Source organism: Dietzia sp. Alg238-R159 (assembly GCF_900537145.1).
GTDB classification, from domain to species: domain Bacteria; phylum Actinomycetota; class Actinomycetes; order Mycobacteriales; family Mycobacteriaceae; genus Dietzia; species Dietzia kunjamensis.
On sequence record NZ_UNRI01000009.1, the window covers coordinates 18,087 to 41,228 of the forward strand.

The 23,142-nt window shown below is 65.4% G+C and carries 16 protein-coding genes and 1 pseudogene; 10 read left to right on the forward strand and 7 right to left on the reverse strand.

The features are described 5' to 3' along the window. Positions 1–47: 47 nt before the first annotated feature. The 9 genes and pseudogenes from G6R20_RS15845 to G6R20_RS15885 all read left to right on the forward strand — a co-directional run bounded on the left by G6R20_RS15845 (position 48) and on the right by G6R20_RS15885 (position 12,240). Positions 48–2,024 carry a class I SAM-dependent DNA methyltransferase gene (locus G6R20_RS15845; RefSeq protein ID WP_163376957.1) on the forward strand — a complete coding sequence of 659 codons (1,977 nt, stop codon included), beginning with the start codon at positions 48–50 and terminating at the stop codon, positions 2,022–2,024. Continuing rightward, positions 2,025–3,224, forward strand: a complete 1,200-nt coding sequence (locus G6R20_RS15850) for a restriction endonuclease subunit S (RefSeq protein ID WP_163376958.1) — start codon at positions 2,025–2,027, stop codon at positions 3,222–3,224. It begins immediately after the preceding gene. Positions 3,225–3,226: 2 nt separating this feature from the next. Then, the gene (locus G6R20_RS15855) at positions 3,227–6,337 is read left to right on the forward strand and encodes a type I restriction endonuclease (RefSeq protein ID WP_163376959.1); all 3,111 of its coding nucleotides are present in this window, start codon (positions 3,227–3,229) and stop codon (positions 6,335–6,337) included. 73 nt (positions 6,338–6,410) lie between these two features. Beyond that, positions 6,411–7,982, forward strand: coding sequence for a hypothetical protein (locus G6R20_RS18545; protein WP_205475914.1), 1,572 nt, complete (start codon positions 6,411–6,413; stop codon positions 7,980–7,982). 694 nt (positions 7,983–8,676) lie between these two features. After that, the gene (locus tag G6R20_RS15865; protein WP_163376960.1) at positions 8,677–9,294 is read left to right on the forward strand and encodes an AAA family ATPase; all 618 of its coding nucleotides are present in this window, start codon (positions 8,677–8,679) and stop codon (positions 9,292–9,294) included. A gap of 526 nt (positions 9,295–9,820) precedes the next feature. Next, positions 9,821–10,276 (forward strand): transposase, encoded by a 456-nt coding sequence (locus G6R20_RS15870; RefSeq protein ID WP_163376961.1) that lies wholly within the window; start codon positions 9,821–9,823, stop codon positions 10,274–10,276. Further along, positions 10,273–11,118: pseudogene (locus G6R20_RS15875) on the forward strand (IS3 family transposase); the annotation flags it as partial. The gene G6R20_RS15870 and the pseudogene G6R20_RS15875, both read left to right, overlap by 4 nt. A gap of 236 nt (positions 11,119–11,354) precedes the next feature. Beyond that, positions 11,355–11,579: a GNAT family N-acetyltransferase gene (locus G6R20_RS15880; RefSeq protein WP_163376962.1), complete on the forward strand. Its 225-nt coding sequence runs from the start codon at positions 11,355–11,357 to the stop codon at positions 11,577–11,579. Between the two features lie 157 nt (positions 11,580–11,736). Beyond that, a complete protein-coding gene (locus G6R20_RS15885) occupies positions 11,737–12,240 on the forward strand; it encodes a GNAT family N-acetyltransferase (protein WP_205475915.1) in 504 nt (167 codons plus the stop codon). Positions 12,241–12,882: 642 nt separating this feature from the next. Here G6R20_RS15885 and dnaB read toward each other — a convergent pair. From dnaB to G6R20_RS15910, 5 genes are all read right to left on the reverse strand, one after another. Beyond that, on the reverse strand, positions 12,883–14,673 hold the full coding sequence (dnaB, locus tag G6R20_RS15890; protein ID WP_205475922.1) for a replicative DNA helicase: 1,791 nt from the start codon (positions 14,671–14,673) through the stop codon (positions 12,883–12,885). Positions 14,674–15,192: 519 nt separating this feature from the next. Next, positions 15,193–15,645 (reverse strand): 50S ribosomal protein L9, encoded by a 453-nt coding sequence (rplI, locus tag G6R20_RS15895; protein ID WP_067720010.1) that lies wholly within the window; start codon positions 15,643–15,645, stop codon positions 15,193–15,195. A gap of 115 nt (positions 15,646–15,760) precedes the next feature. Further along, positions 15,761–16,336 (reverse strand): single-stranded DNA-binding protein, encoded by a 576-nt coding sequence (locus G6R20_RS15900; RefSeq protein ID WP_067720013.1) that lies wholly within the window; start codon positions 16,334–16,336, stop codon positions 15,761–15,763. Between the two features lie 105 nt (positions 16,337–16,441). After that, the gene (rpsF, locus tag G6R20_RS15905; protein ID WP_067720016.1) at positions 16,442–16,729 is read right to left on the reverse strand and encodes a 30S ribosomal protein S6; all 288 of its coding nucleotides are present in this window, start codon (positions 16,727–16,729) and stop codon (positions 16,442–16,444) included. 157 nt (positions 16,730–16,886) lie between these two features. Then, positions 16,887–17,147 carry a LuxR C-terminal-related transcriptional regulator gene (locus G6R20_RS15910; protein ID WP_163376964.1) on the reverse strand — a complete coding sequence of 87 codons (261 nt, stop codon included), beginning with the start codon at positions 17,145–17,147 and terminating at the stop codon, positions 16,887–16,889. A gap of 177 nt (positions 17,148–17,324) precedes the next feature. On the opposite strand from G6R20_RS15910, the gene G6R20_RS15915 reads away from it, so the two are divergent. Further along, positions 17,325–21,311: a hypothetical protein gene (locus tag G6R20_RS15915; protein WP_163376965.1), complete on the forward strand. Its 3,987-nt coding sequence runs from the start codon at positions 17,325–17,327 to the stop codon at positions 21,309–21,311. 49 nt (positions 21,312–21,360) lie between these two features. On the opposite strand, the gene G6R20_RS15920 is transcribed toward G6R20_RS15915, so the two are convergent. Both G6R20_RS15920 and G6R20_RS19050 read right to left on the reverse strand, forming a co-directional pair. Next, positions 21,361–21,552, reverse strand: a complete 192-nt coding sequence (locus G6R20_RS15920) for a hypothetical protein (RefSeq protein WP_119192320.1) — start codon at positions 21,550–21,552, stop codon at positions 21,361–21,363. Further along, a complete protein-coding gene (locus G6R20_RS19050; RefSeq protein ID WP_275898265.1) occupies positions 21,549–23,111 on the reverse strand; it encodes a glycosyltransferase 87 family protein in 1,563 nt (520 codons plus the stop codon). Before G6R20_RS19050 ends, G6R20_RS15920 begins: the two co-directional genes overlap by 4 nt. Positions 23,112–23,142 lie beyond the last annotated feature (31 nt).

Below are 23,142 nucleotides of genomic sequence, written 5' to 3' on the forward strand. Positions count from 1 at the left end.
GACAATTACCTTTGCAGGGACCCTCCATCACAAAGGAAACTTCTGCCTTGCCCACCACTAACGCCGCCTTCATCTGGTCCATCGCAAACAAGCTGCGGGGGCCCTACCAGCCCAATCAGTACGGCGATGTGATCCTGCCGTTCACGATCCTGCGGCGCCTGGACGCGATCCTCGCGCCCACCAAGGCGGAAGTGCTCACCCAGCACGCCAGGTTGCAGGACAGCGGCATCGACCCGTTCGTGGTTCTGCGGTCAAAGTTCGGGCTGCCGTTCTTCAACACCTCGGTGTGGGACTTCGGCAAGCTCGCTGCGGAGCCGGCGGGTCTGGCGGATAACCTCGTCGACTACATCGAGGGGTTCTCGGCCAATATTCGGGATGTCTTTGATGGCTACAAGCTGCCGGAACTGATCGATGATCTAGACAAGAAGGACCGCCTGTTCCTCATCGTCAAGGATTTTGCGAACGTGGACCTGCACCCGGACCGGGTCAGCGGACACGACATGGGCTACATCTTCGAAGAGCTCATCCGGAAGTTCGCCGAGTCCAACAACGCCCAGGCCGGCGACCACTTCACCCCACGCGAAGTCATCTCCCTCATGGTGGACTTGCTCTACGCCGACAAGGACCTCGAGCTCACCACACCCGGCATCGTGCGCACCATCTACGATCCAGCCTCCGGCACCGGCGGCATGCTCTCAGTGGCCTATGACCATCTGGTGGAGATGAACCCTGACGCCAAGCCGGTGCTGTACGGACAGGAGGTCAACTCGCGCTCGTACGCCATGTGCAAGTCGGACATGGTGATCAAGGGCCAGGGCGTGGACAACATCTACAACGGTGACACGCTCACCGACGACGGCTTCCACGGCGAGCACTTCGACTTCCTGCTGTCGAATCCGCCGTTCGGTGTGGAGTGGAAGACGCAGCAGAAGGCGGTGAAGGACGAGCACGAGCAGCGGGGCTTCGCGGGCCGTTTCGGCCCCGGCCTACCGCGGGTCTCCGACGGCTCCCTGCTGTTCCTGATGCACCTGATCAGCAAGATGCGGCCCGTCCGCACCCCGGAGGACAAGGGCTCCCGGCTGGCGATCGTCCTCAACGGCTCGCCCCTGTTTACCGGCGGCGCCGGCTCGGGCGAGTCCAACATCCGGCAGTGGATCATCGAGAACGACCTGCTCGACGCGATCATCGCGCTGCCGACGGACATGTTCTACAACACCGGCATCTCCACCTACATCTGGATCCTGGACAACGCTAAGACCGACGAGCGCAAGGGCAAGATCCAGCTCATCAATGCGGTCGAGATGTTCGGCAAGATGCGCAAGTCCCTCGGCTCCAAGCGCAAGATGCTGCGCCCGCAGGACATCGAGAAGATCTGCGAACTCTACGACGGCTTTGAAAACCACGACAACGACGACGAGGCGCCCGCCCTCTCGAAAGCGTTCGCCAACTCGGAGTTCGGGTACCGCACCATCACGGTGGAGCGACCCCTGCAGCTGCGGTTCCACATAACGACGGATACCGCCGAGCTCGTGCTCGCGACTAAGGCGATCGCCAAGCTCCCTGCGGCCGATCAGGACGCCATCCGCAGCTCTCTCACCGAGTTCGTCGGACACTCCTGGACCAACCGCGACGCCTTCGTGACCGAGCTCAAAGCAGCCCTGAAGTCCGCGGGCATGGCCAAGGTCGGCGCCCCGGTGGTCAAGACAATCTGGACGACGATCGGCGAGCACGACCCCAAGGCCGACGTCATCACCACCAAGGGCAACCCCGAACCCGACACCTCGCTGCGCGACACCGAGAATGTGCCGCTGTCCGAGGACATCGAGGAGTACTTCGCCCGCGAAGTCCTGCCCCATATCCCGGACGCATGGATCGACCACGACAAGACCCGCACCGGCTACGAAATCCCTTTCACCCGGCACTTCTACCGCTACACCCCGCCCCGCCCCCTCGAAGAAATCCAGAAAGACCTGCGTGAGCTTGTGACAGAAATCCAGGCCATGCTCGCGGAGGTGGGGGCGTAGATGTACCCCACCCAGCAGCTTCGACGATTGGCACGGATCAAGAACGGTTCCGATCACAGCCAGGTTCAGGACGACCTCGGCGAGTTCCCTGTTTACGGGTCAGGCGGAGAGTTCGCTAGGGCGAGCCGCCCGCTTTACTCTGGGCCTTCCGTGTTGCTGGGACGCAAAGGGACCATTGATCGCCCCCTACTAGTCGATGGCGAGTTCTGGACTGTCGACACAATGTTCTGCGCTCAGCCCTATGCGACTGTGAATCCAACATTCCTTTACTACGCATGCACGACAATCCCGTTCGATCTGCTCTCCACGAGTACAGCCCTTCCAAGCATGACGCAGGGCGATCTGAACGCAGTACGGCTCCCGGCTCCGGAAACTGAAACTCAACGGCTGATTGCCGAATTTCTCGACCGTGAGACCGCCAAGATCGATGCGCTGATCGACAAGCAGGAGCAGCTCATCGCCACCCTGCGCGAGGACCGCGCCGCCACAATCACCCACGCAGTCACCAGGGGGATCGAACCACAAACGAGCGTCAGCCCCTCAGCTCTCGACTGGGTTTCCGAGATTCCTGACCATTGGGGCCATTCCCGCATAGGCTACGCTTGCGATCTGCTGACCGGGTTTCCGTTTAGAAGCGAAGGGTTCACGGACGACTCGGGCGAACTTCCCCTTCTCCGCGGAATCAACGTTGGAGTGCAGAAAATCGACTGGTCTTCGGCAGTCTATTGGCCGCGCAGCGAGTCGGCTGATCTTCATTCTTATCGACTCCAAGTCGGCGACATCGTAGTTGGCCTCGACCGTCCCTTCATCGGCGCGGGAACTCGGGTTGCTAAAATTCACGCCCAGGATGTGCCCTCCCTCCTACTCCAGCGCGTTCTTCGCCTAAGGACCTCTGCCGATTTCGAGAATCGATACGTTGCGTATCTGCTCTCCGGACAGGGTTTCGTCGATCACTTGACTCCCATGTTTACTGGAGTGAGCGTTCCCCATATCAGTCCAGGCCAGGTTGCGTCGTTCGCTATCCCTAAACCGCCGCTGCATGAGCAACGTAAAATCGCAGACTTTCTCGATGTGCGCTGCGCAAGCATCGATGCCCTGATCGACAAGGCAACGGAGATGATCGACGTGCTAGGCGAGTACCGCTCCGCCCTGATCACTAATGCCGTGACGGGCCGGATCGACGTGAGGGAGGCTGTGTAACCATGGCCCAGCATCACGAGTCCGTGCTCGAGGACGAGATCTGCGCGCACCTGGCCGCGCATGGCTGGGAGTACTCGCCCAACGATGCCGGGTACGACCGTGAACTCGCCCTGTTTCCCGAGGACGTGTTCTGGTGGCTGCAGCACTCCCAGTCCGACGAGTGGGACAAGCGCGTCAAACCCGCAGACCAGTCCGCAGCACAGGAGAAGTCAAAGGCCGCGCTTCTGCAGCGGCTGTCCAAAGCCCTGTCGGCGGATCTGAAAGCCGACGGTGGGACGCTCGCCGTGCTACGGCGCGGCTTCTCGGACTTCAATGCGAACTTCGCGATGTGCCAGTTCAAGCCGAACTCCGGGCTTAACGCCACCACGGCCGCCAGGTACCAGGCGGTGCGACTGCGGGTCATGCGGCAGGTCCACTACTCCAAGTCCAACCCGAAGAAGTCTATCGACCTGGTGTTCTTCGTCAACGGAATCCCGGTGGCGACGGCCGAACTCAAGACTGACTTCACGCAGTCGGTCGAGCACGCTATCGAGCAGTACAAGAAGGACCGCCTGCCCAAGGGCGAGCCGCTGCTCGGCTTTGCCACCCGCGCCCTGGTGCACTTCGCGGTATCCAACACCGAAGTGCATATGACCACCCGGCTCGCCGGCCAGGACACCGTGTTCCTGCCCTTCAACCGCGGCAACGGCCACCACGCCGGCAACCCGCCCAACCCGCACGGCTCGGCCACCGCCTACCTGTGGGAGACCATTCTCCAGCGCGACACCTGGCTGGAGATCCTCGACCGTTTCATGCACCTGGAGATCACCGAGAAGCGCGATCCGGACACCGGCAAGAAGACCCGAAAAGAGACCTTGCTCTTCCCGCGCTACCACCAGTGGGACGCCGTCACCCGACTCGTCCAGGCCGCCCGCACCGAAGGGCCCGGGCATAAGTACCTCGTCCAGCACTCCGCCGGCTCGGGCAAGACCAACTCCATCTCCTGGCTCGCCCAGCGACTGTCGTCGCTGTATGACGAGGACGACGACAAGGTGTTCTCGTCCGTCATCGTGGTCACCGACCGGACCGTTCTCGACGCGCAACTGCAAGAGGCCATCCACCAGATCAACCGCACCACCGGCGTCGTGGCCCACATCGATGGGCTGACCGGCTCGAAATCCTCAGAACTGGCCGAGGCTCTCGAGTCGGGGACCCACATCGTCGTCGTCACCATCCAGACCTTCCCCTACGCCCTGGACGCCATCTCCGACCGCACCACCCTCCGAGGTCGGTCCTTTGCGATCATCGCCGACGAAGCCCACTCCTCCCAGGCCGGTGGAGCGTCCAACAAACTCAAGCAGGTCCTGTCGCAGGCCGAACTCGACGAGGTCGCCCAGGGCGGAGCCGTGTCGGCCGAGGACATGCTCGCCGCCGAGACCAAAGCCCGCGCCGAGGCCGGCAACATCTCCTTCTTCGCCTTCACCGCCACCCCCAAGGCCACCACGCTGGAGCTGTTCGGCCGCCCTGGCCCCGACGGCACCCCGCAGCCGTTCCACCTGTACTCGATGCAGCAGGCGATCGACGAGGGCTTCATCCTGGACGTCCTGCGCAACTACACCCCGTACAAGACCGCGTTCCGGCTGTCGCACAACGGCAAGACCTACGCCACCAGCGACACCGGCGAAGGCACCGTCGCCGTGACCACCGAGGGCGGCGACGACGACCTTGTGGACCGCTCCGCTGCGGTGAAGTCGGTGATGAACTGGGTCAAGCTGCACCCCACCAACATCTCGCAGAAGGTGCAGATCATCGTCGAGCACTTCCGGCAGAACGTCGCCTGGCGACTGAACGGGCAGGCCAAAGCGATGGTGGTGACCAGTTCCCGCAAGGCCGCCGTGCGATACAAGCTCGCCTTTGACCGCTACGTTTCCGAGAACGGCTACAGCGACATCGCCGCGCTGGTCGCCTTCTCCGGGGAGCTCACCGACCACGAGTCCGGCACCGACGAGCCGTTCTCCGAGATCAACATGAACCCCGGGCTCAAGGGCCGCGACCTGCGGGACGCGTTTGCCACCGACGAGTTCCAGGTGATGCTGGTGGCCAACAAGTTCCAGACCGGTTTCGACCAGCCCAAACTCGTGGCCATGTACGTCGACAAGCGTCTCGGCGGGGTCCAGGCCGTGCAGACCCTCTCGCGGCTCAACCGGACCTTCCCGCCGCTGAAAGACCAGACCTTCGTGCTGGACTTCGCCAACGAGGTCGACGACATCGTGGACGCGTTCGCGCCCTACTACGAGGCCACCACCCTGGCCGACATCACCGATCCGAACATCGTCCACGACACCGAACGCAAACTCTCCGTCGCCGGCATCTACGAGCGCTCCGAGGTCGACGGCTTCGCCGATGCCTTCCTCGCCCGAGAGGGCCACAACGCGCTGGTGAAGTGGGTCGCTCCCGCTGCCGACCGTTTCACCGTGCGGATGCGGTCCGCGGTCGACGCCTCCGACGCTGTGGAAATCGACGAGCTGCAGATGTTCAGGAAAGACGTGGGCACCTACGTTCGACAGTACGAGTTCCTGTCCCAGCTGTTCGACTACGAAAACCCATGGCTGGAAAAGCTCTCGCTGTATCTCAAGCTCCTGGCCCCGCAGCTCAGCAGTGGGGAGAAGGACACCCCCATCGACCTGTCCGCGGTGGCTATCGACTACCTCGGCCACCACCGGCAGGCCACCCGGGACGGTGAGCTCTCCGGCAGCACCCCACTGGAGCCAGCGCGCGACGCCGGAACCGGCACGGTCCGCGACCCCGACATGGTCGCCCTCGACGAAGTGATCGACCGCATCAACGACCTGTTCGCCGGAAACCACCCCGACTCCTCCGTCCGCAACGTGGTCACCCACATCAAGGACCGGCTCGAAGAGAGCGAGACCCTCAAGACACAGGCCCAGAACAATTCACTCGCCCAGTTCCGCGCGAGCCCCGACATCGATGTCGCTTTCACCGACGCAGTCATCGGATCCATGGACTCCTCGGCAGACCTCTCCGCCCAGATCCTCAACAACAAGGACCTCGCCCGAGCACTGCTCGGCGAGCTCCTGCCGGCCGTCTATCGGACTCTGAGCAAGGCAGGCTGAGGCGTGGTAGGAAAGTCATTTTTTTCAGTTTCTCTGGTCATTAACTATGGACTCGAATAGGAGTGTCCGTGCCGTGGGATCAACTGCGCATTTCTTCATTCCGCTCAGCCGCACACTGCACGTACCTAACGGCTTCAACAAAACCAAGAAGGCCACCGGATGGATTGAACAGGACGACGGATCTTCGTCTCCCACAGCCGACAGCGTCCACTTCGTGTTTCACCAAGTCGAGACTAAAGGGTCGCCTCCCATATCGATTGAATCGAGCTTCCAACTCGCTGCAGAACGGACTAACGGGGAGCGTCGTCAAGAACGCCTTTCCGACATCCTAGAGCCTGTCCAATCAACAGTGGCGGAAGCTATGGTCGATCTAGATTTCACAGGGAAGAACACAACGGCGCCCACGAGCGATAATGTCCCAGATGAATTCACGGCCGCCTTTGACTACGCAGTTTCGGAATTAAACGTATTACTTCGAGCGTTCGCCTTAATTTCGAATGAACCGCTCAGACTTGTAACTAGGGAGTCCTTGCCACCAATGATCCCCTTAGCCACTTCGGACACCCAGCCTTGGCGAATGATCGAAAAGGGCGAATTGCCCGATTTGCAGGGGCTTAGCGTCTTCAATTTAAATTGGAATATTCCTTTTGTTAGTAGCGTCACCCAGGATTCGGCCGATTTGGATTCTTGGCTAGACGCAGCCCTTGTCAATCTTTCTAATGATGGACCTTTCACTGCTTACTTCGATTTTCGACGCGAAGCCGACATGTACTTCACTAAAGAGGGCAACTATAGAATCGCCGCCATACTATATGCTTCAAGTTGCGAAGCACTGCTAGACGAACTGCTGCAGCACACGCTCTGGGAGGAGGACCTACGCCCCGAGCAGGCGGTAACGCGCTTCCTAAACAAGCGCGGAACTGCTCGAGGCATCGTCGATCTTGTTAAGAACGAACTCCAAAAGTTCTACCAGCACTATGGGTGGGGCCAGGAAGCCCCGGAAATTATTGAGCAATGGGTTACGGATGTGGCTTCGCTTCGCAATAGAGCAATCCACTACGGATACACTCCGACTCTCGACGAGATTCGAGCGTGCCTCCGCACAGTTGACGAAGTCGTTAAATTTGTCTCCGATAGGGTTTTTGAAGCTCGTGCAGAACGACCTATTACGGCGCTAGCCGTCCTCGGCCATCAGGGCTTGGAAAATCGAGGCGGCTGGGATGACCGCTTCAGCGATTTCGAAAATAATCTCTCTGAAGTTAATCTACGTCTGAGAATCTACAAGCGATGGCGGGAGGCATTGTCCTCGTTCCGAGACGGTAGAAATCGAATAATGCCTCTGGACCTCGAAGGATCTCTTTGCTACATCGTAATCTCTCCACAGGACGATTCTCAGTATTTTCTGGTACATAAGAATAAAGTCTCGGCTCAAGAGATCGCCCAGGGCGAAGTTTCATTGTCCTCAGCGGCTGAATCGACAATCCAGTATTACCAGAACCTCAATTTGCAAATTCCCTTAGTTATCCAAGTTGAATACGAAAATGTTGAACTCCAGGCGCAGCCGACTTGGAAGCATTTTGTTTACGACGTTCTGCCCGGTCACGAAGTCTGCGTTTCAACTCTTCCGAGGTTTCCCTCCACGTGAAGCGACGGGCCAGTGATCAGGTCGCCTAACGTTCTAAGTGATACCATAGAGAGCCGACGCGCTCGGGCTCCCGATTCACCAACACTCCTCCGATTGCGCCCGTTTTTCTGCCGCAGATTCAAGCTGATTTCGAATCGGCAATCAGAATACCGTTAGATCGGTCAAATCTCAGTGGCACCAATTCGTTCCTTCAAAACCGCTGCGAGTTTTTGGTTCTTGTACCTGGCTCGCAGACGGACACCGTTATCCGCTGCTCGAGGCCGTGCAGTGCCGCAATTTCTTCGTGCGTGGTCTCCTTCGATCGGGGAAGTGACAGATTCCTGCGAACCGTGTGACACGCCAGTGAGAAATTGACAGATTGTTTGAGAACCGACAACGAGATGTCGGTTCTCATCCAACTTGTCAGCTTCGTGCCGATCCAGCAGCACGTTGTCAGCAAATTGTCAGAGGCCGATTGTCACGAAGTTGGCAGAATCCTCGTTCCTGACAGTTTTTCCAGCGTCTCCGAGAGGGCCGCACTTCGTTCGGCTCGACCGACTCCGGAGCCTTCTTTCACAAGAGTGGCTGGTCCCACCCACCTTCGATCCCGAGGTCAAAGGGTTAGCGGTAAACCACCTCGAAGGACCTTGGTACCCATATCGATATGTCTTGTAACAGCGCCCCAGTCTCAGTCGAATTGAGTACTGACTACGTAATGAGTGACCAGCGACGCGGCACGCTTCTGTGGATCAACGGTGCCCATGGCAGTGGCAAGACTCATGTTGCCGCTGACCTGGTCCGTCGTGTGCCGCACTCCCACCTCGCCGATCCGGAACATGTTGGTTTCGGCTTACGCCGGATGTACCCGCGGAGCGAGAGACCTGACTACCGAACCCTTTACGCTTGGACCTCTGCCGTCTCATCCACTTTGATCGACATTCTCGATCACACGGGGGCGACGATCATTGCTCCCCAAACTGTCGTCGACAGCCTCCTCCTATCTCACGTACTCGATCCCGTACAGGCATCGCAGCACCGGGTTATTCACGTCACGCTGTCACTGCAACTCCACGAACTGCGTAGGCGACTCCGATCTCGTGGCGACGTGATCGCGGCCTACGCCCAGCATCATGCTGACGCCACACTCGATGCGTTATCTGCGCCGGAGTTCGGGGTGCATATCGACACAGGCAACCGGACCGTGCAACAGGTCGCCGACGAAATCGCGAAGGTCGCTGGCCTGGACATTCGACCGGACCGCTCGTTCCCTGCGGCCAGGGCTATCCGTACGGCAGCGCTGCGAGTCTCGGCTATCCGTTCACCTTGGGCCTGAGCAGATCGGGTGCGACTACCAGTCAGCGGCCCGACTAGATTGCGTGCAACAGGCGCTCACCTTCGAGCCTCTCGGCCTATCAGAAAAGTGCCGCCATATGAAGCTGAGAAATCCCTCTAAACGAAGTTGAAGGTCACACCATCACGGCCACGGTGGCTTTCTTTCGAGAGCGTGTCCACCTTAGGAGATCTGGATGCACCGAATCATCAGCTACGCCCCAGAGCACCGGTCTGCGCTACTAGACCTCTCACTCCGGGCTTGGAAACCAGTCTTCCCGATAGTGAGGAACGAAGTGCCGGGTTTCGTGTACAGCGCGTTCTACCCAAGTGGGTGGCGCGAAAGGCAGCTCAAGGACCTGTCAGAAGTGCTTGACAACGAACCTGAGAACGTCGATGTCGCGGTTGATGAGGGGCGGCCAATCGGATGGGTGTGCACTCGCTTGCACCCTCCCTATCCGCCAGACTGAGGTGAGACACCCGGGCTGGCTGGTTGAGAGGCTGGGGCGCGAGCAGAAGGAGAACCCAGCATGACGATCACTGTGACCACTGACGCGGCCATGGAGGCCTCGCAGACGACGCCGACGACCTCGACGCGGGAGACGGTTCAGGCCCCGCGAACCGGGCGGCCGGCCCGGCGGACGTTCACCGCCGAGTACAAGCGGCGCATCGTCGCCGAGTACGAGCAGGCCCCGTCCGGGCAGAAGGGCCGCGTGCTGCGCCGGGAGGGCCTCTACGATTCCAGCGTCAAGCAGTGGCGGGCCCAGATCGAAGCCGGAACACTGGGCAGGGTGAGCACCAAGAAGCCGCGGGCGGGTCAGTCGCCGGAGCAGGCGCGCATCGCCGAGCTGGAAAAGCAGATCGGCAAGCTCGAGGCGGACGCGGCCCGAAAGGACAAGGTCATCGCCGACCGTGACGCCGCTCTGGAGGTCATGGGAAAAGGTGTCGCGTTCTKGGAAGCGCTCTCCAAGAAAAACAAGGGGTGACCAGGGCGGCCTGGCGCACCTGGCAGGCCGAAACCGCGCAGCTGCTGACCTCGCTGCTGGGCGTGGTGCGGGCCTGCGCCCTGGTCGGCCGGTCCCGGGCGACCCATCACCGCCAGGCCAATCCCAAGCCGCGCGCCTTGGGGCCGCACCCCAAAGCCCGGCACCCTGCCGAGCTCACCGACGCCGAGCGCGCCGCGATCCTCGGGGTGATCACCAGCGAGGCCTACGCCGATCTGTCGGTGGCGCAGGTGTGGGCCCGCGAGCTCGACGCCGGCCGCTATCACTGCTCGCAGCGCACGATGCACCGGATCCTGGCGGCGCAGGCGATGAACGGCGAACGCCGCCGCCAGGCCACCCATCCACCACGCAAGATCCCTGAACTGGTCGCGACCTCGTCAAATGACGTGTGGTCGTGGGATATTACGAAAATGCGGGGCCCGTCCAAGGGCATCTGGTACCACGCCTATGTCGTCATCGACATCTTCTCCCGCTACGTGGTGGGCTGGCGTATCGAGACCGTCGAAGACGGCGAACTGGCCGCTGACCTGGTCGCCGATTCCATCGCTGAGCAGGGCCGGGCGCCGGGGTATCTCCACGCCGACGGCGGTGCGGCGATGACCTCGAAGCCGTTGGCCTCGCTGCTGTGCGATCTGGATGTGACCCGGTCGCACAATCGGCCGCGGACCAGCAACGACAATCCCTACAGCGAGTCCCAGTTCAAGACGATGAAGTACACGCCGGACTACCCCGAGCGGTTCGCCAGCATCGGCCAGGCACGGGCCTGGATGAACCAGTTCATCCACTGGTACAACCACCAGCACCGCCATAGCGGGATCGGACTGCACACCCCGGCCAGCGTCCACGACGGCACCGCCGAGACCATCCGCGACAGGCGCCAGCTCGTGCTCGACGCCGCCTACGCCAAGCACCCCGAACGGTTCAACCGACGACCACACCCACCCCGACTCCCAGAGAAGGCGACCATCAACGACCCCGCCGCCCGAGAACCCGAAACTAGCCAAGCTSAACCGACTACCGCMCGTCKSATKTGRTKTGACACGCTCMSCCTGACGACAACATGGGCGAGGTGTTTGTCATCGCCGTTGATCCCGACTATCAGCAACGGGGGGTTGGGCGTCATCTCCTGGAGCACGCGTTCGCTCGAGTTCGCGCGGCGGGCATGGCAATGGTGRTGGTCGAGACGGGTGGCGATAGCGGGCACGCGCCTGCGCGAAGAGTGTACGAGTCGATCGGCTTCGAGCCGTGGCCTGTAGCGCGATACTTCAAGCASCTCGATCAGTAGGAGGCGCTCAGGGGCGCACATCCATCTCAACTGCCGAGAGGTCTATAGCCGTCCCCTCGGCCCCCATCTAAGTGGGCCATCTTTCCAGGGCGGCGTCACATTCCAGCGAAAGGCGGAACTGCTCGGTGGAGGACCGCTCGCCGGTCACAATGGTCGGGTGAGCCTTATATTGCGTCGCGCTGACGCCTCGGATGCCGACTTTCTTACCGAGATGCTCGTCGAAGCGGCCTTCTGGAGACCTGACGATGTTGGGGGCAGCGTCGCAGGGGTCTTGCGTGAACCGCAGCTTGCCCACTACGTCGTGGGCTGGCCGCGTTACGGGGACCTTGGCGTGGTCGCGCTGTACGAGGGAGCGCCCGTGGGGGCAGCCTGGGTGCGACTGCTCCCGGAGAGCGATCCTGGCTACGGCTACGTCGATGCCGCCACGCCCGAGCTGGCCATGGGGGTCGTGCGGAGTTGGCGCGGACACGGACTTGGGTCCCGACTTCTTGACGCGCTGATCGGGGCCGCACGACAGCAGGGGCTGGCRTCGTTGAGCTTGAGCGTTGAAACAGACAACTTTGCGCTGCATCTCTACGAAAGCGCAGGTTTTCAACAGGTCGCCAAGGTGGGTGAATCGCTTACTATGCTCCTGCGCCTGCAAGATCCCAGTCGGGCTTAGCTGGAGAACGGGGATGCGGTGCCGGTCGTCTTGTCTGTGGTTCACCTAGCTTGGAGCCTCGAGGAAGGCGATACTCGGGGCTCATGTAGGTATTCCATCGAGGTGGGCGGCTTCGCGCCCAGTTGAGATAAGCCGGGCCGCGTTCGCCGAGCGCCTCGGGTTCTCGCTGGTCACGCCACAGAGTCTCGGGATTCGGGCGCCGACCGCGGGCATTGTGCCCTGGGCCTGGCAGTTTCCGCTGATTCTAGCTGGTACGGGGAGCGGCCCTGGGGCTGTTCCCGGGGCGATACTCAGCATGACGCTGTACTTGACGGTGTTCTCGGTGTTCTCGGTGTTCGCCGGCTTGGAGGCTGTAGGTGCAGTAGGGGCTGGAGCTSGGTATCTGSTGAGAGAGCGCTCCGCCGGGGTGGCAGTGCCTGCTGGGAGCGTGGTGGCCACGCTGGCAGGGTTGATCGCTGCGCTGGCTTCCGCCGTCCTCGTTGGCTGACCCGTGCCGGGCAGAGAGCCGGGACACGTTGCCGATGTCTCACCGCGAAGATGGATTCATCGACACTCGGCCGGCTGCCTTCGCTGACAAAATAGTGGCACGCTACTGACACGCAGTTGGCAAACTGACAAACTGTTTGGCAACCGACACGAGAGCTACAGCCCCCGCGCCATGTCCACGAAACGCGAGTAATGCAGCTGATGCGCCACCGTGATCGTGGACGTGGGACCACCACGGTGCTTACCCAGGATCAGGTCGGCCTCTCCGGCCCGCGGGTCGTCGCGCTCGGAGGCGTCCGGCCGGTGGAGCAGCATGACGATGTCCGCGTCCTGCTCCAGTGAGCCGGACTCACGGAGGTCGGACACCTGGGGCCGCTTGTCCGTCCGCTGCTCCGGGCCACGGTTCAGCTGGGAGATCGCGATCAGGGGGACGTCGATCTCCTTGGCCAGCAGCTTGAGCTGACGAGAGAACTCGGAGACCTCCTGCTGACGGGACTCGACCTTCTTGCCCGAGGACATCAGCTGCAGGTAGTCCACCACGATCAGCCGCAGGTCGTGCTTCTGTTTGAGCCGGCGGGCCTTGGCGCGGATCTCCATCATCGTCATGTTGGGAGAGTCATCGATGAACAGGGGCGCCTCGGAGATCTCGCCCATGCGCCGGGCCATCCGGGTCCAGTCCTCGTCGCTCATCTTGCCCGACTTCATGTCGGACAACTTGACGCGTGCCTCGGCGCTCATCAGACGCATGACGATCTCGGTACGACTCATCTCCAGCGAGAACACCACCGAGGCGAGGCCGTGCTTGATGGAGCACGACCGCATGATGTCCAGGCCGATGGTCGAGTTGTGCGTGGGGATCGCGGTGGGGCCCGCCAGGTACAGGTGGTCGGCAGCGGCCACCTCGATGCACTTCACCGGGACGCTCTCGGCGCCGCGCACATCCGTGATCACCCGGGCCGCCCGGCCGGAGCCGGGATGCTCGGGGACGACGATCCCGAAGTCACAGACCAGCATGAGGGTGTCGAGCGATTTGGTGGTGACGATCTGCTCGGTGCCACCCATCTCGATACGCCACTCGTGCTCGGCGTCGGCGACCAGCTCGGTGCCGTCGTTGAACCGCACTGTGAAGCATGGACGGTCCTGCCACACCTCGGTCACGGCGACGACCTCGGTGGGCTGCCCGTCGGCATCCAGCACCCGGTCCCCCACGACGACTTCGCCCATGGTGGTCTGGCCGTCGGGCGTGGGCAGGACGGTGTCGAGGGCCAGCGCCTTACCCACGCCGGGGCGGGCGGCGATGATGATCATCTGGCCACCGTGCAGGCCGTTGGTCACGGCGTCCAGGTCGGCGAATCCGGTGGGCACTCCCTGGGCGAGCCCGCCCGCGGTGTGGATCGCGTCGATCTCGTCCATCGTGGGCTGCAGCAGCTCCTCGATGATCACGAAGTCCTCGGTGGTGCGCCGCTCTGTGACCTCGAAGATCTCCGCCTGGGCGCGGTCCACCACCTCGGCGACGTCCGCGCCCTCGGACCCCGAGTAGCCGAACTGCACGATCCGGGTGCCGGCGTCGACCAGGCGGCGCAGCACCGCCTTCTCCGCGACGATCTGCGCGTAGTACCCGGCGTTGGCCGCGGTGGGGACGGTGGAGATGAGCGTGTGCAGGTACGGGGCACCGCCGGCACGGCGGAGGTCGCCCCGACGGTCGAGCTCGGCGGCCACGGTGACGGCGTCGGCCGGCTCACCGCGTGCGTACAGGTCGAGGATGACGTCGTAGATGGCCTGGTGCGCGGGCTTGTAGAAGTCGCCCGGCTGGATCTCCTCCACCACGTCCGCGATGGCGTCCTTGCTCAACAGCATCCCGCCGAGCACGGACTGCTCGGCGGTGAGGTCCTGCGGCGGGGTGCGGCCGAACTCTCCGCCGCCACCCTCGTCCGGCGGAGGCGGCATCTCGCCGGGACCGCTGAATCCCCCCTGCGCCATGACCGCTCCTCTCCGCCGTAGAACTCATACCGTCACCGACCCCGATCAGGCACCAACCCGAATGGGCACCGGCCCTGAACAGGCGCCGAGCGACCTCTCCACTGTAGGTCACCGCGCCGACACGCCCGGCGCCCCGTCCACCCGGTTATCCACAGGTCTATCCACATTTGCGAGAGAGCACCTGTGGACAACTGTGAATGGATGTGGGTTACGCAGGGCCGATGGGCGTATCACTGTGGACAACCGGTGGAAACCGCTGGCCACTTTCAGCAAACCCGCAGATCACCATCATCGTTGCAGGTCGTGGCGCCGGTGGAGAACGGTGCTTACCACGTCACAAACAGGGACACAACGGATAACGAAAGATGAACGGCACCGATCCGAGAACCGTCCGGACCCTAGGCATTACAACTAGTTATCCACAGGCCGTCCACAAAAGCGAGGGCCCCGACCGTCACTGTGACGACCGGGGCCCTTCGCGGTGAATCAGGCGGGGACGACCTCGACCGCGACGCGCGCGGTGGTGTCGTGACCCAGGTCGACGACGACGCTGTGGGCGCCGGTCGACTTGATGTGCTCCTTGGGCATCTCGACGGCACGCTTGTCGAGGGTCGGCCCGCCCGCAGCCTTGATGGCGGAGGCGACATCGCCCGCGGTGACCGAACCGAACAGCTTGCCGGTGTCCGAGGTCTTGACCGCGACCTTGACGTCGGCCAGCGACTCGAGCTTCTGCTTGAGCTCGTTGGCGTGGTCCGAGTCGCGCACCTCACGAGCCTCCTGGGCCCGCTTGATGGAGTCGACCTGGCGCTCGGCGCCACGGGTGGCCACGATGGCCAGCCCGCGCGGGAGCAGGAAGTTACGACCGTATCCGCCCTTGACCTCGACGATGTCGCCCGGCGCACCGAGCTTGTCGACGTCGGCGGTGAGGATCAGCTTCATGATCCGTCTACCTTTCTTTCCTCCGACGGACCCGACCGGGGCCGGGATGTCGCGAGGTCATGTCTCATGCTTATGGGGTGGGACGCGGGTGGCGCCCCGGGGAAATCGACGCGCTCTAGAACGGGGGCTCGTCGTCCATGCCACCGAAGCCACCGGAACCGCCGGCCTGCGGGGCGCTGCCCCACGGGTCGTCGTTCTGCTGACCACGGCCCTGGCCGCCGCCGTAACCGCCCTGCGGCTGACCGCCACCCTGGAAGCCGCCGCCCTGCTGGCCGCCACCCTGGAAACCGCCGCCCTGCTGGCCGCCGCCCCCGCCGCCTTCGCGGTTGGTGCGGGTCACCTTGGCGGTGGCGTACTTGAGCGACGGGCCGACCTCGTCGACCTCCACCTCGTAGACGGTGCGCTTCTCGCCCTCACGGGTTTCGTACGACCGCTGGCGCAGCCGACCGTTGACGATGACGCGCATGCCCTTCTGGAGCGACTCGGCGACGTTCTCCGCCGCCTGCCGCCAGACGTTGCAGGTGAGGAACAGGCCTTCGCCGTCCTCCCACTGGTTGGTCTGCGAATTGAAGCGACGTGGCGTGGAGGCGATCCGGAAGTTCGCCACCGCGGCACCCGACGGCGTGAACCGCAGCTCGGGGTCCGCGACGATGTTCCCGACCACTGTGATAGGGGTGTCGCCCTGTGCCATGCGCTTGTCCTCCGTGTTGAAGCCGGCGTATTACAGCCTGAGGTGGATGGTGATCGAAGGCCGACCGACCGCGCCCAGATTACCGGTGCGGTCGGACACTCCGGGTCACTTGTCGGCGCGGAGCACCTTGGTGCGGAGAACGTTCTCGTTCAGACCGAGCTGACGATCCAGCTCCTTGACCGCGTCCGGCTCGGACTTGATCTGCGCGACAGCGTAGATGCCCTCGGTCTGCTTGTTGATCTCGTAGGCGAAGCGGCGCTTCCCCCAGACATCGACCTTGTCGACCGATCCGCCCTCTTGCCGGATCACGTTGAGGAACGTGTCCAGCGACGGCGCCACGGTGCGCTCGTCGAGACTCGGATCGAGGATGACCATCACTTCGTATTGACGCATGGGACCTCATCACCTCCTGTGGACTACAGATTCGGCCACGGTGTCTCCGTGGCAGGAGGGTCGTTGCGTCAGCAACCGCTCAAGGCTACCCCGGTGACCTCGGCAGACGAAATCCCCGTCGGCGGTGGCAGCGCCGTCACGGGGGCGCGCCACCCCCTCACAGGTCGTCGAGTCTGACGTAACCGTCCTCCACCGCCCGCAGCAGCAACCGGACCTTGGTCCGCGCGGGCCGGCCGACGGCGTCGTACTTGGAACGCACCCGCTGGATGTACGTGCTGACGGTGGAGTCGGCCAGGAACAGCCGCTCGGTGACCTCGCGCTTGCTGTCCGAGGCGAGCCAGGCGATGAGGACCTCGACCTCCCGGTCACTGAGGTCCGGACGGGCCGCGGCGGGGCAAAAAGGGATCGTGGCGGTCATGGCGCCCTCTCGTTCGATGAGTTCCGACTCATTCTGGCGACGCCCGGTCACGGCGTGAACTTCCCCCGAAATGTCAGTACAAGTCCGTACGGATGCGTCCTACGATTGTATGAAACCCCAGCACATGACCTCCGAATCCCTTCCGTACGCCGGTCGGCCGGCCGTACGATGTTGACCGTGCACACCCCCCGCGAGCCCGTCGAGGGCGCAGTTGGACGATCAGCTCCTTCTCAGATTCAGACTCGTGAGGAGCTCGGCACCGCGCTCACCGCGCTCCGGGTGGCGGCCGGACTCTCGGTCCGCGATGTCGTGCGGTTGGTCCCCTCCCTGACCCTCGGGACCGCCTCCGGCTGGTTCTCGGGCCAGCACGTGCCGACCCGAGCGAGCGAGGCGACGCTGGTGGAGCTGCTTCGTCTACTCGGGGTCGGCGGGGACGCGGGCTCGGATACGGACCCTGCCGGCACGGACCCCGCCCGCGCAGACTCCGCCGCCGCCGCCACCATCGACGAGTGGCGGGCGGCCGTCGAGCGGGTCCGGATGCGTCCGGGGCCCCGGCGCACCACCCGCCGCACGCAGAACGGCACCCGCCCCGGTGAGACCGGATCGTCGACGGACCCCGCTGCTCCGGCCGGGACCGACCCGACCGACGCCCGACCGACTCCCCGCTCGGCCGTGCCCCAGCCCGACGACACCGGCAGCCCGTATGTCGGTCTGCGCTCCTACCTCAGTGACGACGCCGCCCTCTTCCACGGTCGCGCGGCCGAGATCGACCAGGTCCTGGCCCGCGTGACCGCCTCACGGACGCGGCCGCTCGTCGTGGTGGGCGCCTCCGGCTCGGGCAAGTCGTCGCTGCTCGCCGCCGGGCTCGCCCCGCGATGGGTCGCCGAGGGCTCGACCGTGGCGATCGTGCGCCCGGCCGGGATCACCGCCGAGGTCGCGAGCACCACCGGCCACCTCGTCGTCGACCAGCTCGAGGAGCTCTGGGCGGATGAGGTGGGCCCCGCGCGCCGCGCGGAGGTGCTCGACGTGCTGGCCACCCGCGCCGCCGAGGGCCGGCCGACGATTCTCGCCCTGCGCGCGGACTTCTTTCAGCCCGCCCTCGCCGAGCCCGTCCTGCGCGACGCCCTCGACGACCCGGTGGTGATCGGCCCGCCCAGCCGCGAGCAGCTCGCCGAGATCATCGTCGAGCCGGCACGCTCCCTCGGCTACACGGTCGAGCCGTCGCTGGTGAACCTGCTGCTCGACGCGGTCGCCCCCGCCGACGGTGGCGCCGACGAGCGCTCCCTCCTGCCGCTGCTGTCCCACGTGCTGCTGGTGTGCTGGGAGCGCAGCCGCCGCCGTCGCATCATCGTGGACGACTACTACTCCTCCGGCGGGGTGGAAGGCGCCGTCCGCGCGTCGGCGGAGTCCGTCTACCAGGAACTGGATCCGGCCGGCCGGGCCGCGAGCAGGACCCTGTTCCTCCGGCTGGTCGACGTGCGTTCCGTCCGTCCCGTCCGCCGCCACGCCCCGCTCGCCGAGCTGTCCGAGGACCTCCTCGTCGTCGCCACCCCCTTCGCCCACGCGGGCCTGCTCACCGTCGACGGCGAGGCGGTGACCCCCACCCACGAGGTGCTCTTCTCCTCGTGGCCGCGCCTGGTCGACTGGATCGACGCGGACCGGGAGGGCCTGCGCACCCTCGCGCGCGTGCGCTCCGCCGCCGCCGACTGGGAGGGGTCGGGGCGCGACGAGTCCGCGTTGCCCCCCGCGTCGGCGACCGCGGACTACCTGAGGTGGAGGGACGACGACGACGGCCCCAGCGCCCACCTGGCGGAATCGGAGCGGCAGTTCCTCGCCGCCGCCGAATCCCATCACCGATCCGTCGCCCGGAGGGACCGCAGGCGCATCCGTACGCTGACCGTGCTGGCGACGTCGTTGGCGGTGGTGACCGTACTGGCCCTGGTCGCGAGCGGTGTCGCACTCCGCGCCGGCGCGGACGCCCGCCACACCCGCGACGTGGCCCTGTCCCGCTCCGGATCGGTCTCCTCCACCACCGCCTTCTCCCGCGACCCCGGCCTGGGCCGCGCGTTGGCCCTGGCCGCCTACCGGATCCACCCCACCACCGAGGCGCGCTCGGCGCTGCTCAACACCAGCCGCGCCGACGTGCCACTGCGGTTCGAGGCCGCCCCCGGCAGTGGACGGGTCATCGCGCTGCCGGACGACGGCGGTGTCGCCGCCGTCAGCTCGGACGGCGTCCTGCGGATCTTCCGCGCGGGCGACCCCGCGGCGGTCGCGACCCTCGCCCTGGGCGTCGGGGAGCGCCACGAGCTGTACGCCGCCGACCTGTCGCCGGGCGGCTCGGTCCTCGGGGTCGCCGGACAGGGCGCGGTGCACCTGGTCGACCTGAGCGATCCCACGGAGCCCACGATCCTTGCCGCCCTCGAGGAGGGTGCCGGGCCGTTCCACTCCGTCGCCTTCTCCCCCGACGGCACCACCCTCGCGGCCGGCACCGGTGACGGCCGTGTCCTGCGGTGGCCGCTGGGCATGCGCGGCGGGGCGCTGGCCGTCACCGACCAGCGCGCGCGGGTCGCCGTCCCCGATCCCGGGGCCGAGGTCGCCAAGCCCGTCGAAGCGCTGGAGTGGCTGCCCGACTCCCAGACCCTGCTGGCGGCCAACCGCACCGCGGGCGTCAAGACGCTGCTCGACGCCGATGCGTCCGGCCGGGGTCGCCGCGGGCCGGACCTCGACACCGGGCCGGTCGCGATCCCGCTCGCCCTCGCGGTGAGCCCCGACGGGACCCGGATCGCGGCCGGGACCACCAACCGGTCCGTGCAGCGCTGGCAGCTGGGCGGTGCCGGTGGAGCGGGCGCTGACGGCGCTGACGGCGGTGCCGAGGTCCTCGAGGGTGCCCGCCCGCTGCCCGAACTGACCGGGTGGAACGCCTACGTCCACGACGTCACCTACGACGACCGGGGGCGGCTCGCCGCCGCCGGGTCGGACGAGCGGGTCCGCGTCTACGACCCCGTCGGGCGGATGCTCGCCGAATTGCCGGCCTCGCAGGTCGCGACCGGGGTCCGCTTCACCGACTCCGACCGCCTCGTGACCTATTCGGTCGACGGCCTGGTCCGACTCTGGCCGCTGGGACGCCTGGGCGCGGCCTCGGAGTCCAACTCGATCTTCCAGACCGCGTCCTCGGCGGATCGGACCACCGGGGTCCTCGGCGTCACCGCCGCGGAACTGCACTACACCGTCGTCGACACCACCGGCCCGGTCCCGCGCGAGACCGGCCGCGTCGTCCCCGACGCCGGGACCCGGTTCTCCGGCTCCGTGGCCATGTCCCCCGACGGGCGCGTCGTCTACGCCGGGCTTGCCGACGGGGGCCTGCAGGTGTTCACCGCACCGTTCGGGCCGGCCACCCGGTCGATCGCGACCCTGCCCGTGACCTCCGGCGTGGTGGTGGCCAGCCCGCTCAGCCCCGACGGGCGCACCCTGGCCGTGTGCAGCGACACCAGCCCCGACCTGGGACTGGTCGACGTCACCGATCCCGCCGAGCCCACGCTCCGGGTCACGGTGCCGCTGCCCGACCCGTGCGTCGTCGCCGAGTTCTCGGCCGATTCCGGGCAACTCGTCGTGCCGACCCTCGGGCCCGAGACGGTCGTCCTCGACACCACCGACCCCGACCGGCCGACCGTCGCCCACCGGCTCACCACCGGGATCGGCGCCTCGCCGTCGGCCGGGTACGCGCACGGCTCGCCACTGCTGGCCACCTCCGGCGGGGACAAGACGATCCGACTGTGGGACATGGCCGACGCGACCGCGCCCCGCGAACTGTCCTCGTTCACCGCGCCGCCCGGGGAGATCTACTGGACCGCGTTCTCCGCGGACGACGACCTGGTCATGCTCACCTCGAGCACCGGCCAGGTCACCGTGGTGGACGTGTCCGACCCTGCCGGGCCGCAACCGTGGGCGGTTCTGGGATCGACCACCGATCCCCTGCTCTACCAGGGCCGCAGCGCCTCGCCCACGGGCGGCCTGCTCGCGGTGGGCGTCGAGGGCGCCATGTGGATGTGGCAGCTCGACCCGGACCGGGTGGTGAGCGAGGCCTGCGCCGGTGGCGTGCAGCTCACCGCCGAGGAGTGGGATCGGCACTTCCCGGACACCGAGCCGTTCGACCTGTGTGGCTGACCGGGTCGCGCAGTGGGAGCGCCGGGCCGCTGACCGGGGGCGGGGGCGGTCAGCCGTGTTGGAGGCCGATCGTCAACGCCTGCGTGACCGGGATGACGGTGAGGAACAGGAAGGCCGCCACCGTCCAGCCGATCCACACGGGTTGGCGCCACCCGGCCCGGTAGCCGCCGGCAGCGGTGACCATGCAGATGAAGCCGATCAGGATGCAGACGAACATCCAGATCATGGAGTTGGTGCTCATGGGGCGGCGTCCTCTTTCCGGGGGGCGTCGACGGGGTCGCGCCTCGCGGGCGGGGCGACGACGAGGGGTTCGTCCGGGTCTGCGAGCACCCCGGCCAGCGGGTCCGGGCCCTCGGGCGTGCCCTGGTGCGTCATGCGGACGCGGTCCAGGTGGGGGCGGTAGATCTCGAGGATGACCACGGCGCAGATCGCCACGACCAGCAGGTCGCGGACCAGGACGAGTGGGTGGAACACGTCCGCGCCGATCCCCTTGTTGTCCACGCCGTGGAAGTACGACATGTGCGCCACCCAGAGCAGGGCGTCGAACGCCATCCACGGCAGCAGGAGCCGCACGCGGGGGACGGCGAGCACCGCGAGGGGCACCAGCCAGAGCGAGTACTGCGGACTCCACACCTTGTTCGTGAGCAGGAAGAACGCCACGATGAGGAACGCCAACTGCGCGACCCGGGGGGTGACGGGCGCAGTGAGTCCGATGACGAGCACCGCGATGCAGCCGAGCGCGAACAACACCAACGACACCAGGTTGAGGGTCGCGGGGGCCTCCCCCGCCGCGCGGGCCGCGTCGAAGCCCTGCCACCCGGTGAGGGTCTGGATGACCGCGTAGATGCTCTCGGGATTGGCGGGCCTGTCCGAGTTGAGTCGGTAGAACTCCCGCCAGCCCTCGGGGAACGGGATCATGATCGGCAGGTTCACGGCCAGCCAGGCCACCACCGCCGCCGCGGCCGCCTTACCCAGCTCGGCGGAGCGCCGACGGCGCAGGGCCACCACCAGAAGTGCGCCGAACAGGAACAGCGGGTACAGCTTCGCCGCCACGCCCAGGCCCAGCACGACCCCGGCCCAGACCGGGCGCGAACGGGCCCACAGCAACAGCGCGACGGAGGCGAACGCGATCGCCATCAGGTCGTAGTTGGTGAAGGCCTGGAAGATGATGAGCGGGCTGGCCGCCATGAGCAGCGTGTCCCAGGGCCTGCGCCCCGCGGACTGGTAGGTGGCCCATACGGCGATCATCCACGCCATCGCGAGCAGGACGCTGCCCAGGACGAAGTACTTGGCCACCTCGATGAGCCCGCCGGGGAAGACCGCGTGCCAGGCCTGGGCCGCCTGGGCCGTGACGTACTGGAACATCCCGGACAACACCGGGTACTCCATGTAGCGGACCTCGCCGTTGTCGGCGATCCACATGTACTTGTACGGGAAGGCGCCGGTGTCCAACCCCTCGGCCGAGTACAGCGGCAGCGGGTCCGCGTAACACGCCTTGTAGTACTGGCGGCCGTCCCAGTTGAGGCCCGGCTGCGAACCGTCGGTGGGGTGGGTGGTCTCCAGGCAGGCGGACTTGGAGAAGAACCCGAACGCCAGGAAGATCACGGCGAACAGCATGATCACGCGCAGCGGCGTCCAGAACCGTTGACGGCCGACCACCGCGTGACGACCGACCGGCCCACCCCACGCCGCGATGGCCTCCGCGCCGACCCCGTCACCGGGGCGGACCCGCTCGTGCGGCTCCAGGGAGCGGAGGTCGTCGTCGAGCGGCAGCGGGGAGATACGGCCGTTGCTCTGCACGGTCACACCCTAGCGGCGGGGGCGGGGGCCG